Origin of the sequence: Yoonia sp., assembly GCF_046292185.1 — a bacterium.
GTDB lineage: Bacteria > Pseudomonadota > Alphaproteobacteria > Rhodobacterales > Rhodobacteraceae > Yoonia.
Genome location: NZ_JBKBQY010000096.1, coordinates 1 through 12,353, shown reverse-complemented (window position 1 = coordinate 12,353; position 12,353 = coordinate 1). Strand labels below are relative to the sequence as shown.

The 12,353-nt window shown below is 57.9% G+C and carries 12 protein-coding genes and 2 pseudogenes; 1 reads left to right on the top strand and 13 read right to left on the bottom strand.

Annotation, left to right across the window (positions count from 1 at the left end; translation table 11 throughout):
* Nucleotides 1–220, top strand: a pseudogene (locus ACK4TM_RS14720) (hypothetical protein); the annotation flags it as partial.
* 232 nt (nucleotides 221–452) lie between these two features.
* Here ACK4TM_RS14720 and ACK4TM_RS14715 read toward each other — a convergent pair.
* From ACK4TM_RS14715 to pstA, 13 genes and pseudogenes are all read right to left on the bottom strand, one after another.
* Complete coding sequence (locus ACK4TM_RS14715) at nucleotides 453–860, bottom strand: VanZ family protein (RefSeq protein ID WP_409702582.1); 408 nt, start codon at nucleotides 858–860, stop codon at nucleotides 453–455.
* 331 nt (nucleotides 861–1,191) lie between these two features.
* Nucleotides 1,192–1,841, bottom strand: a pseudogene (locus tag ACK4TM_RS14710) (IS3 family transposase); the annotation flags it as partial.
* Between the two features lie 102 nt (nucleotides 1,842–1,943).
* A complete protein-coding gene (locus ACK4TM_RS14705; RefSeq protein ID WP_409702580.1) occupies nucleotides 1,944–2,135 on the bottom strand; it encodes a hypothetical protein in 192 nt (63 codons plus the stop codon).
* Nucleotides 2,136–2,391: 256 nt separating this feature from the next.
* Complete coding sequence (locus tag ACK4TM_RS14700; RefSeq protein WP_409702578.1) at nucleotides 2,392–3,036, bottom strand: NADPH-dependent FMN reductase; 645 nt, start codon at nucleotides 3,034–3,036, stop codon at nucleotides 2,392–2,394.
* Nucleotides 3,037–3,078: 42 nt separating this feature from the next.
* Nucleotides 3,079–3,324 (bottom strand): hypothetical protein, encoded by a 246-nt coding sequence (locus ACK4TM_RS14695; protein ID WP_409702576.1) that lies wholly within the window; start codon nucleotides 3,322–3,324, stop codon nucleotides 3,079–3,081.
* A gap of 11 nt (nucleotides 3,325–3,335) precedes the next feature.
* Nucleotides 3,336–3,911: a histidine phosphatase family protein gene (locus ACK4TM_RS14690; RefSeq protein WP_409702574.1), complete on the bottom strand. Its 576-nt coding sequence runs from the start codon at nucleotides 3,909–3,911 to the stop codon at nucleotides 3,336–3,338.
* A 53-nt stretch (nucleotides 3,912–3,964) separates the two neighbouring features.
* Nucleotides 3,965–5,014: an ABC transporter ATP-binding protein gene (locus ACK4TM_RS14685; RefSeq protein WP_409702572.1), complete on the bottom strand. Its 1,050-nt coding sequence runs from the start codon at nucleotides 5,012–5,014 to the stop codon at nucleotides 3,965–3,967.
* Nucleotides 5,014–7,266 carry an ABC transporter permease subunit gene (locus ACK4TM_RS14680; protein ID WP_409702570.1) on the bottom strand — a complete coding sequence of 751 codons (2,253 nt, stop codon included), beginning with the start codon at nucleotides 7,264–7,266 and terminating at the stop codon, nucleotides 5,014–5,016. The genes ACK4TM_RS14685 and ACK4TM_RS14680 overlap by 1 nt, the downstream gene beginning before the upstream one ends.
* A gap of 43 nt (nucleotides 7,267–7,309) precedes the next feature.
* A complete protein-coding gene (locus ACK4TM_RS14675) occupies nucleotides 7,310–8,335 on the bottom strand; it encodes an ABC transporter substrate-binding protein (protein WP_409702568.1) in 1,026 nt (341 codons plus the stop codon).
* Nucleotides 8,336–8,539: 204 nt separating this feature from the next.
* Nucleotides 8,540–9,262, bottom strand: a complete 723-nt coding sequence (phoB, locus tag ACK4TM_RS14670) for a phosphate regulon transcriptional regulator PhoB (protein ID WP_409702566.1) — start codon at nucleotides 9,260–9,262, stop codon at nucleotides 8,540–8,542.
* Nucleotides 9,259–9,975: a phosphate signaling complex protein PhoU gene (phoU, locus tag ACK4TM_RS14665; RefSeq protein WP_409702564.1), complete on the bottom strand. Its 717-nt coding sequence runs from the start codon at nucleotides 9,973–9,975 to the stop codon at nucleotides 9,259–9,261. Before phoU ends, phoB begins: the two co-directional genes overlap by 4 nt.
* Nucleotides 9,976–10,018: 43 nt before the next feature.
* Nucleotides 10,019–10,846, bottom strand: coding sequence for a phosphate ABC transporter ATP-binding protein PstB (pstB, locus tag ACK4TM_RS14660; protein WP_409702562.1), 828 nt, complete (start codon nucleotides 10,844–10,846; stop codon nucleotides 10,019–10,021).
* Between the two features lie 15 nt (nucleotides 10,847–10,861).
* The coding region (pstA, locus tag ACK4TM_RS14655; protein ID WP_409702560.1) for a phosphate ABC transporter permease PstA at nucleotides 10,862–12,353 on the bottom strand (1,492 nt) is incomplete at its 5' end.

Below are 12,353 nucleotides of genomic sequence, written 5' to 3'. Positions count from 1 at the left end.
GGATGACATGGCGATTGCCGGCTTTCACGCACTCGATATCGGGCAGGCAATGATCCCCCGGCTGGCCAGCGTGTGCACCGATCGCTATGGGATCGGTGCGCGGGCTATGACAGAATTGCTGGCGCGGCTGACGGGTGGGCCGTTCACTCCGGTGATCGATCTTGGCTTTCAGATCGATCTAGGGGAAACCGTGACGAAGCGGCGCGGCGCTCGCCCTTGACTGCCCCGCAGTCATGCCGCTGACGATAAAGCGGTTGGCCGTCAGCGCGAAAATGATCAGCAGCACGGGATGGACCTGCAGGATCGGGCCGGCCTCTCTGCCCTTCACCGATGACAGCGATATCGAGCAGGGCTTCGCGCTCGCAGGTATCTGGCTGCGGCCCTTTGCCGTCGGACATATAGCGCAGCCCTGCATGGCAGGGCGCATCCGAACACCCGCCGCCTTCTGTTGATCAAGTGCGGTTGCGCCAGTCGCGAAGAATGACGACACGCATAGCTGCACCCAACGCCGTGCCGCACATGGCGCCAAGCGTGTTGGCCAGCGCATCCTTGACGTCACCATGACGCCCGACATTCGTCTGCATTATCTCGATTGCCACACCATAAGCAGATACACCCAGCACAATCCAGAGGGCCGCGCGCGGTTTCGCCAGCGCCGCCGGAAAAGCAATCGCGCCAAAAGCAAGGAAGTGGTGCAACTTGTCGCTGCCAGGGGCTGAGGGAAGTATGTCGGATGGGGTCAGCGTGGCAACAGCGACAATCACCGCCAAGAGCAGAGTTAACCCAAACGCGACGCGCGGCTGAACGGCCCAGACCGCGACGGAGTGTACGCGGATCAGAATAGCAGCTGTTTCAGTCATCAATGTTCGTCCGTATTGGTTTTCGGTTCGTCTGCCTTGCCAAGCTGCGCCAGATAGGCATCAACGACGATTGCCTCATCGAAACAGGTTTCGGCGCGCTGTCGGGCAGCATGACCCATCGCCTGTCGCGCCTCTGATGACAATAAGGCAAACCGCTCTTTTGCAGCGGCAAGCGGATCTGCGCTGCGCGGAGTTCACAGAAAGCCGGTGACGCCCTCGTAGACCGCGTCGCGACATCCCGGCATATCTGTGATGATGACCCTCAGGCATGATCGATACCTGCCATGCCAGATTACGCCGCTTGGATTAATTCAGCACGGCTGCCAGATAATTGGAGCAGGTGGGGATAGATCTTGTGCCCACCAGACGCCGGTTTCGAGGTGTTCGGCTTGCGGTAACGGGCCTCTGCCCATGCGCTTCGTCTGAGTCGCGACATGTAACCGCCCAACCATAAACCCTGCCTGCACCAGCCGCCCCTGCAGCATGCGACTGCCCCCGAAGGGCACTCCATGTAGTGCTTGTCGATATGCTGCATCAGCTTGAAATTGGTGTCCGACACCGGGCAAGGCTCGTAGGGGACACTGCCCCGGCTGATCCCCAGCATGATCGCTTGGCGGCTGACGCTCAGCTTGGTGGTGGGACCGATTATTTTCTTGCGCTCCGCAACAAACCCTACGCGACTCTCTCGAACCGGGGGCGTTTACCGCGCAGCGTGTCACGCAAATCATTCTCCAGCGTCATCTCTCTGATCTTCGCATGCAGGGTCTTCAGGTCGATCACCGGTTACGGCTCAGCCTGTGGTCCAATCACCGCATACCCCGGTCGCGCCCTCAAGCGGCTGGTCGCGCCACTACCTGATCTGGTTTGAATAACGCCGAACCCCTGTGTCCGCTTGATCAGAGTCTTCTCGCCCTTGATCGCAGCCACCGCCACCTTCGCCTTGAATGCGGGGCTTTGGTTCCGGGCCGGTCGTCTTGCCACGGCCTTCTCCTCGCTTGCAGCATAATGCCGCTGTTGCGCAGAAAATCAAATTATCCCGGCTGTTCAGATCAACCGAGCCCCTCTAAGTTCGCCGAGCTGCGGTTAGGACGCCGGATTTGCTTTCGCTTCAGCTTCACTTTCGTGACGGGCCTTCCTTAACCGGGTGATCTTATCTTCGCGTTGCTTGGCGTCTGCGTCTTTGATCTCTTTGACGGCACGTGCGGTTTTGTCCATCGCGGTTTCGGATTTGGTTTGTGCTGTCGTGAAGCCGCTTAGATCAGCGTTCTTGGCCATGACTATCTTCTCCTTCAATTAATTTCGGGATCATGCTGGATGATCGGCGCATGATGTGGTCTGCGCGGGCGTTGCGCTGGAGCAACAGTTCTGGGTTCGCCGTATTTGCTTCCAAAGTGCTTCCACTGGCATTTGCGCAACGCAAACGGCCACCCGAAGGTGGCGGATGACGCATTGATAGGTATCACTAAATTTGGTTGCGGGAGAGCGCTATCGCCGTAACCTACCTGAACTTATCTGCACCATCTGATAACACTTACGGAGCGTTGCGTTGTGAGGGATCTTGCGCAAACGCCTCCGTCGTTTGCGCTTTACCTTCGGCATGCTGGCGCTTCGCCGCTTCGGCCCACCAGTCAAGCTGCGTCAGGGTGCGGCCAATGTAACCATCCCAACTGTCCGGTTCGGCAACCCAAGTCCCGTCCTCTGCCAACGCCTCCTGCGCCTTCGGGATATGCACCATGGCTGAGACTGGCAGGCAGCCGAGTTCGGATAGAAAGCCACGCATCGACATCGCAGCCCGTGCGCCACCCCATTGTCCGGCGGAATAGGTCACAATGGCGGAAGGTTTGAAAGCAAACCGCGAGGCGCCGAAATGGTTCAGCAAATTCGCAAGAGCAGGTGACATCGCGTGGTTATATTCAGGGCTGACCATGACATAGCCATCAGCGACCAAAATCGCCTCGGCAAGTTGATCAAGCGCTTCTGGCGCTTTGCCCGGAGCATAGGCGAAATGAGGTTTGAATACGCCACCCAGATCAAAGTCGAGCGGATCAATGAGCTGCGCATTATGGCCCCGTGCAATGACAAGCCGACAGCAGGCCGCGGCAACACGCGCACCTAGTCTTGCGGGGCGTGGCGGCGTGCTGTCGCGGGCAGAACCCAGAAATATCAGATAATCCATGAACCTAAGCTAAACTGCGACCCGAGCGGGAGCAAGCGATGCTCAGAACGTCATCTCAACCCGTTCATGCGCGATCTGGACACTGCGCAAGTTCCACAGCACCGTTGGACTGTTGATTGATGTTGTGGAAGCATCCATCGTCTGCCAGCTTGGTTTGGATCTTGAAGCGATGGGTTCATCCACCAGAACGACATTGGCGATGGCGACACGTCGCCGTTGGTAGCAGGAAAATAACTTTATTCGTGATAGCGAAAATTGCGCGACGCCGCACCGCTCCGACAGGGCCATAGAAAACATCTTTAGAGTGTAATTTCTAAGCGTTGCGCATTCGCAAAAGGCGTTCCGGTCCAGATGCGTAGAAAAGTGCTGTGGGCGACAATTGCAATGCGGTTTTCAGGCCGCCCTTGCAGCCACGCGACAAAACCGTTGATCCGCTGATCCAGCACATCCCAGGGTTCCTGCGTAAACGGGGCATCGTGTGCGGGATCATGATACCACCACGGATCATCCAGATGGGCAAAGTCCAATGTCGGGAAATCCTGCGCCAGTTGCGCGGGCGACCGGCCGACATCGCAGAAACTGTCCAGCCTTTCGCGCGGCAGATCATGGATCAGCCGCGGGATATCCGCATCACCAAAAGCATGTTGCGCGGTCTGGATCGCGCGGGTGAAGGGTGAGATCACGATCAGTTCGATATCCTTGATCGCGGTCATCTCATCCGCCAAGGCCCTTGCCTGCTGGTGGCCCAGCGGCGACAGGGCGGCATCGCGCAAAGCCGGGTCGCGCTTAATCAGCTCTTCATCGGGGACAGCCAGTGCGGCGGCATTATGCAAGGATTGGGCATGGCGGATCAGGTGCAGGCGCTTGGCAGACATATGTTTCTTCTTGTAAGGGGCGCAGCAAATCCTGCCGCACCGTGACAGGTTATTCAGGCCGCATTGGTCGGCAGAATGTGGGTGGAAGATCGATCAAAAGCCAGCCGATGGGTGTCCCCCACACATAGCCCTGCAGCTTCGGTTTCCAGCACGGCCGCTTCGACCTGACCAAGGGCTGTGTCAAAACTGACCTCGGTCGCGCCGCCAACAAAGGCCAGATCGGTGATACGCCCGGACAAGCCAGCCTCTCCGTTGCGGGCAAGGCGCACGCCTTCGGGGCGCAGGATCAATTGCACTGGCCCCACAGGTAGGGGACTGTCCATTGGCAACGACATTTCTCCCAGTTGCACGGCTTGTCCGTCCCAGCGGGCCTGCAACACATTGGCGCGACCGACGAAATCGGCGACAAACAGGCTGGCGGGGCGGTGATACAACTCATGCGGGCTGCCGATCTGTTCGATCCGGCCTGCGTTCATCACGACGACTTTGTCGGAAATCGCCAGCGCCTCTTCCTGATCATGGGTGACGTAAACCGCCGTCAGGCCCAACCGCTGTTGCAGGGCCCGGATTTCACCCCGCACCCTGCGGCGCAACTTGGCGTCAAGGTTGGACAGGGGTTCGTCAAACAGCACCACCTTGGGCTTCATCACCAGCGCACGCGCCAAGGCGACGCGTTGTTGCTGGCCACCGGACAGGGCATCCACACGCCTGTCCCCGAAACCGTCAAGGCCGACAAGGGCCAGCGCCTCTGCCACACGCTCTTTCACCTCGGCCACGGGGCGGCGGGCGACACGCAGACCGTAGGCGACATTGGCATAAACATCCATATGCGGAAACAAGGCGTAGGATTGAAACACCATCGTTACATCGCGCCGTTCGGGCGGCATGCGGGTCACATCGGTATCGCCGATCATGATGCGCCCTTCGCTGGGCGTTTCCAGCCCGGCGATCATGCGCAGGGTCGTGGTTTTGCCACAGCCCGATGGCCCCAGCAAGGTGACAAGCGTGCCCGGCGCGATCTCCAGATTGATGTTATTCACCGACGGCGCGGCGGCGTTGAACCGCTTGGTCAGGGCGTTGAGCGACACGGCAGCGGCGGTCATTACTTCATTCCTTTTTTACTATTGCGCACATCAACCCTGCGCGACACTACCAGCAGCAGCAGGATCATCGCCAGCAGACCAAAGATCATCACTGTCGCCATGGCAGCAGCACGGCCCAGCCGCCCCTGTTCGACCCAAGACAACAGCAGCACTGTGGCAAGGTTATTGCCCGCACCGACCAGAAAGATCACCTGACTGACCGAGGTCATCGCCGACACAAAGGCAAAGATCAGCCCGGCCAGCAGCGGATAGAGCAGCAACGGGGCCAGCACCTTGACCATCGTCACACCGGACCCTGCCTTCAGGGTTGATGAAGCCTCTTCCAGACTGCGGTCAATCTGGCTTAACCCCGCCATCGACGCGCGGATCGCCACCGGCATGTTGCGGAACACCAGCGCAAACACGATCACGGCAGAGGTGCCGGTCATCAGCAAAGCGCCATCATTGAAGGCCAGAATATAGGCCAGCCCCATCACCGTGCCGGGTGTCGCAAAGGAGAGTAGCGATCCAAGTTCCAGATAGCTGCGCCCAAAGAACCGGTGCCGCGTGACCAGATAGGCGATCAACCCTCCCAGCATCATCGCAGGCACAGCGGATGCGGCGGACAGTTTGATCGTATACCACAACACCGGCCAGCCAACCTGCCAGAATTCACGGTAATGTTGGAATGTCAGCGTGTTGTTGATCCCCCATAGCTGCACGAAACTGCCGTAGAAAATTGTCATATACAGCGCCATGATGAACACGAACCAAAACAACGCGACTGCGGTCAGGATGGCCTCGAACCAGACAGGCAGCGGCAGAAACGCCCCACTGGCCGGTTTGCCAGTGACGGTGGTGAAGCCCTGCGCGCCCAAAACGACGCGGCTGCCGATAAAGACAAGCGCGACGATTGCCAGCAGGACTGTGCCATAAACCGCTGCTTCCGGTTGGGAATAGCGGCCTGTCAGGGCGAGGAAAACTTCAGTTGCCAAGAAATTGCGGTCCCCGCCCAGCACCAACGGAGTGCCAAAATCAGAGATAGATTCAATGGTTGCCAGCAGCATTGACGCCGCTATGCCCGGCCGGACAAGCGGCCATGTGATATCGCAGAATACCCGCCAGCGGCTTGCGCCCAACGTCCGCGCCGCCTCTTCCAAGGCCGGGTTCAGTCCGTTCAACGACCCGCGCAGGATCAGATAGGCGACCGGGGCAAGCCCAAGGATCTGTGAAAGTGCCACGCCGGGGATGCCGTAAAGCGGATTATCGATGGGGGCGATGCCAAGCAGATCATAGGTGATCATCCCGCGCCGCCCCAAAAGGAAGATGATCGCAAAACCGATCACGAAAGGCGGGGTGATGAAGGGTAGCACGCTGACGACACTCAGCATCCCGCGCAAGGATTTACTGCGGGTGCGTTGGCCAAGAAGCGCCAGTGCAAATCCCAAGGCGGTGCCGCCCGGTGCGGCGATACACGCGACGAGCAAGGATGACGGCAGCGCACCGCGGCCCCAGATCATGATGCCCAAGGCCCAGCCAATCGCCATGCCTGACAGAGTCCAGATCACCAGCGCGCGGATTTTGCGCCATGACAGCGCCCCGATTCCTACACGCCAAAGGGCGAGGCCCGCGCCGATCACGGCACCTGCCCGGATCATGTTGATGACACGGCCACGCTCGGAGATTTCGGTGAAAGGGTTGTCGAGGAACAGGAATAATGGGCTGGCAAAGGTCCGCGCGAATTGGGCCAGCGTCAGTGTGCCGTCGATCCAGACGGCGGTGCGTAAAACCAAAAGCAGCGGGAAAACGATGAAGACGGTAACAAAGACCAGCGCGATAAACACGCTTGCGCCAACAAAGGTGTCGCCTCTGATCCGCGAATTGCTGCTGAATGCGGCCCCGGCAGAGACAAGCAATGCCAGCACCGTGCCCAAAGCGCCCCACCCGAAATGCGTGCCGGTGCTAAATAAGAAAACTGTCACCCCACCCGCAGCAACCAGTGCCAAGGCAGCTTGCCAATCGCCAATGCGATCAACTGAAATCAGTTGCGTCGTCTGCAACAACCAGATCGCCAGAGCGGCGACAGGCACCAGCCAATAAACCCCCGGCGGTAGCGCAAAGGCGTGGAAATCATAATTCAGCGGAAAGAACGCCCGCCCCGGCCTGCCCAGAGGCAGCAACAGCCACAAGGTAAGCGCCACAAAGGCCCAGACAACAGGCGTAGACAGACCGCGGTTGGCGATCAGGCTATCGCGTAGGGTGATAAAAGTCATGCCGGACGTCTCCGCCCGGCATGTATGGTGTGGTTCAGACTATTCACCGGCGTGGCACGGGGAAGATTTCGTTGGTCCAGCGCGCGATCAAGCGGCCCTGCAGCTCTGGATCGCCATAGGTAGCGAAATCATAATCAATGACGTTGATCGCGGACAGGTCTGGCGTGCCTTCAGCCTGTGTCGCGTTTACGTTGGCTTTAATCTGCAATTGTTCAGCGACATTGCCCAGTTCCTGCCCTTCGACCGACAGCGCAAATTCGATGAACGCTTTGCCGCCATCCGGGTTTGGGCCATTGGCAACCAGGGAAATCCCGCCGATTTCATAGCCGGTGCCATCGGATGGCACGATGATCTCAATCGGGAAACCCATCGCTTTGTCGCGCACAGCACCGGCCATGAAGATCACGCCAATCCCCAATTCGCCTTGCCCCACAGGACCCAACGAGCCAGAACCGGACTGTGTGTATTCGGCCATATTCTGGTGCATCCCAGCCAGCAATTCAAAGGCTTCTTCTTCACCCAGCAATTGCACCAGCGTTGCGATCACTGTGTAGGCCGTGCCAGAGCTGTTCGGATCAGCCATACCCATCAAACCGCGATAAGCTGGGTTGGTCAGGTCGGCCCAGCTTTCGGGCATCGGCGCACCGGCATCTTCCAGCACTTGCGGATTCACGACCAATGCAATTGGATTGGCGTAAAGCGGCAGATAGGTTTCGCCAATGGCGTTGCGGAACTGCTCGTTCAGCTCTTCGTAATTTGCCGGGCGGTAGAATTCGGTCACGCCTTCGTTGAATCCCACCAGATGCGGATCGCCGGTGCCGCCATAGAACACGTCAAAGGTTGGGTTTGAGCTTTCGGCACGAAGGCGCACAAGGCTTTCGTTGGACCGCAGGTTCAGGTATTCCATCCGGTAGCCTGTCGCGGCCTCGAACGGTGCTTTCATCGCGTCACACCATTCAGATACAACACAGACGACATTGACCTGGCTACCGTCTTGCGCAACCACCGCGCCGAAGGGCATCAGACCTGCAACGATGGTTGATGCCAACAATGTTTGCTTAAACTTCATCTTTATATCTCCTAGGGTTACGCGATCAGCTTTCCCAAGCACCCCTAGAGAATCGTTGTGACAGTTTCGTTACGGGACACAAAATTTGTCCGTGGCGGTTGCACGGCAGTTCTGATGTATTACGCGGGTGATCGCGTCCTGCGTGACGCAAGGCGTCATACTGCCGGGGAAACACATTCCAGCTTCAACCACGGAATTGCATGTCTAGCCTAAAGCATAGCCTGCACCGCGCACAGTGCGCACAGGGTTGGAACTGTTTTTGATCATCAATGATTTGCGCAGCCGCCCGACATGCACATCAACCGTGCGGGACCCAACATAGATATCCTGGCCCCACACCGCATCCAGCAATTGTTCCCGGCTCAGAACCCGGCCAGGTCGCTCCAACAACGCCAACAGCAGGCGGTATTCGGTTGGGCCCAAATGCACCTCAGTATCGCCGCGATAAACACGGTGGCTTTCGGCATCGACTTTGATGTCTTCAAATTCCAGCGTCTCGCCCACCAGCGCCGGGTTTGTCCGACGCAGCAAGGCTCTGATCCGCGCCATCAATTCGACCACAGAATAGGGTTTCTTGACGTAATCATCCGCGCCGACCTGCAAACCACGCACACGATCCGGTTCTTCTGACCGCGCAGAAAGCATGATGATTGGGATGGACCGGGTTTTAGGGTTCGCACGAAGTTGGCGACAGACTTCGAACCCGGAAAGGTTTGGAATCATCCAGTCAAGAACGATAATGTCAGGGGCCTTTTCGGCGACCAGAAGAAGCGCCTCGTCACCGGTGCCCGCTGAAAACACATCAAAGCCGTCGGCGGTCAGATTATACGACAGAACCTCACGCTGGGAAATTTCGTCTTCCACGACAAGAACTTTCGGACTTACACCACGGTCCTTTAATTTGAAGGTTTCACTGAATAGTGTCATGCATCTGCACCCGGCGGATCAGTGATCATGCTGGTGGATTCACCTTTTTGTCGCGGTGCAGGCTGTTCACCTGTCTCGACGAAAATGATCTGCTCACCGATTTCGGTGACATGGTCGCCCATACGTTCAAAATTTTTCGCGATGAACAGAAGGTGCATGCAAACGGTGATGCTGCGCGGATCTTCCATCATATGGGTCAGCAATTCGCGGAACATCGCATTGGTCATCTGATCGACTTCGCGGTCTTTGTCCAACACCGCCTTGGCCAGTTCCAGATCGTTGCGCACATATGCGTCCAAAACATCTTTCAACATCGACTGTACCAGGGTGGACAAGCCTTTGACCGCGGCGCCGGCACCTTCGACAAGGTCGCTTTGGTTCAGGACAGGCACGCGTTTGCCAAGGTTCTTGGCGTAATCGCCCAACCGTTCCAGATCGCCCGCGACCTTCATCACGCTGACCACCTGATGCAGATCGGATGCGGCAGGCTGGCGCAGCGCCAGCATCCGCACCACGGCGCTGTTGATTTCGGTTTCCAGCGCATCGATCTGTTTGTCGCCAGTGACGACCGTATGGGCCAAATCCTGATCGCGCGTGACAAAGGCTTTGGTGGCCTTTGAAATCGCCGCCTCAACCAACCCGCCCATCCGCAGGACGGCGGTCTGTAGTTCCTGAAGGTCGTGGTCGAAGGCAGTATTTGTATGAGGCTTCATCGCAATATTCCTATCTGGCAAGAGACACGCGGTGGATCAGCTTTTAACCGAACCGACCAGTGACGTAATCATGCGTTTGTTCTTTATGCGGTTTGGTAAAGATCGTGTCGGTCGCACCGTATTCGATCAACCGGCCCAGATACATAAAGCCGGTATTGTCCGACACACGGGCCGCCTGCTGCATGTTATGGGTCACGATGACGATGGTGTATTGACCACGCAATTGGCTGATCAATTCCTCGATCTTGGCCGTCGCAATCGGATCAAGCGCGGAACAAGGTTCGTCCATCAACAGAACTTCGGGATCAGAGGCAATGCCGCGCGCGATGCACAGACGCTGCTGCTGACCACCGGACATACCAAGCGCGCTTTCGTTCAGGCGGTCCTTGACCTCATCCCAGATCGCGGCGGAGCGCAGCGAACGTTCGCAGACTTCATCAAGAATAGATTTCTTGGTCACGCCATCGACCCGCAAAGGATAGACCACATTGTCATAGATCGACATCGCGAATGGGTTGGGCTTCTGGAACACCATCCCCATCCGTTTGCGCAGCGCGATCACATCGACGCCGGGGCCATACATGTCGAAATCACCGACATCGATCCGGCCATCGATTTTCAATTCGTCAATCAGGTCGTTCATCCGGTTCAGGCTGCGCAGCAGGGTGGATTTACCACAGCCCGATGGCCCGATCAGGGCTGTGACCTGCCCTTTCTGGATTTCCATGTCGATCCCGAACAGCGCCTGCGTCTGACCATACCAGAGCTTGAAATCCTGAATGCTCAGCGCGACACCTTCGTCGCTTTTCTTGAGGTGATAGGCGGTTGGTTCAACCTGCCGGACCGGCGCTTTTTGGGTTGTCGTATTCATTTTGTCTCTCCGAAATTAGAATTGCGAGCCGGCGTATTTTTTCTTCAGGCGGTTGCGCACATAGATCGCTGTGGCGTTCATCAGAATGATCAGCCCCAACAACAGCAGGGTCGTCACGAACACCATCGGCTTGCCCGCCTCGGAATTGCGCGACTGGAAACCAACGTCGAAGATGTGAAAACCAAGGTGCATAAAGCTGCGTTCAAGGTGGATGAAGGGCGCGAACCCGTCGATCGGCAAGGCAGGGGCGAGTTTCACGACACCCACCAGCATCAGCGGTGCCACCTCGCCCGCGCCACGCGCCATGGCAAGGATCATGCCGGTCATAATCCCCGGCAGCGCCTTGGGCAGCACGACATAGCGGATGGTTTGCCATTTCGACGCACCGCAAGCCAGCGAGCCTTCGCGCATCGACCGTGGCACGGCGGACAAGGCTTCTTCCGTCGCCACAATCACCACCGGCACGGTCAGCAGCGCCAATGTGAGCGAGGCCCAGAGCAGACCACCCGTCCCAAATGTCGGCGATGGCAACCGTTCAGCGTAGAACAATTGGTCAATCGTGGTGCCCATCGTATAGGCAAAGAAGCCCAGACCGAACACGCCGTATACAATCGACGGCACACCCGCGAGATTATTGACCGAAATCCGCACCATCGACACCAGCTTACCCTGTTTGGCATATTCGCGCAGGTAAAGCGCCGTGATGACGCCAAACGGGGCCACGAAAACCACCATCAGCAAGGTCATCGCCACCGTGCCGAAAATCGCCGGCAGAACGCCGCCCTGGGTATTGGCCTCGCGCGGTTCGGTGGTCAGGAATTCGCCCCAGCGCGACAGATAGATACCGGCCTGCTGGAACCAGTTCACGTCATTGGCGGCATAGAACCGCACGATCTGGCTGAGGTTGGTGTCAACGGTGCGGCCATTCACCTCTTCCAGAATGACACGGTATTGGCTGTCCACGGCGCGGATATCGGAAATACGCTGCTGCACTTCGACAAATTCATTCTGCATCTCGGCGATGCGGGCATTGTTCGCCTCGACCCGCGCCAGATAGCGGGGATCGTCTTCACCGAATTGCAGCAGGGCCTTGCGGCTATCCAGTCGGGCGCGTTCCTGATTGTAGTTGATCCGCCCGATATCGCGCTGTTCCAGCCTGCGGATCTGGGCGAAACGATCCCGCGCATTGCGCTGTTCGCGCTGCATCAATGGCACATCATAGGCGACTTCCTGACCGTCGATCACCAGACGCGACGGAAAGCCGACAAAAATGCCCCATTGCTGCCGCTCGAACAGGTAATATTCGCGCGGACGTTCGACATTGGCGATTTCGAAATCGGCAGCCCAGGTGAAATCATCGCCGTAAAGGTCAAAGTTCGCGGTTTTATACAGCGTCCGGTTGGCGAAACCAAAATTATCCTCGATCTCTGCGCGCTGCGCATCGCTCAACCGCGCCAGCACGCTGCCACCGACCGTATAGGTGTTATAGCGTGTCGGCTCGCCCGCG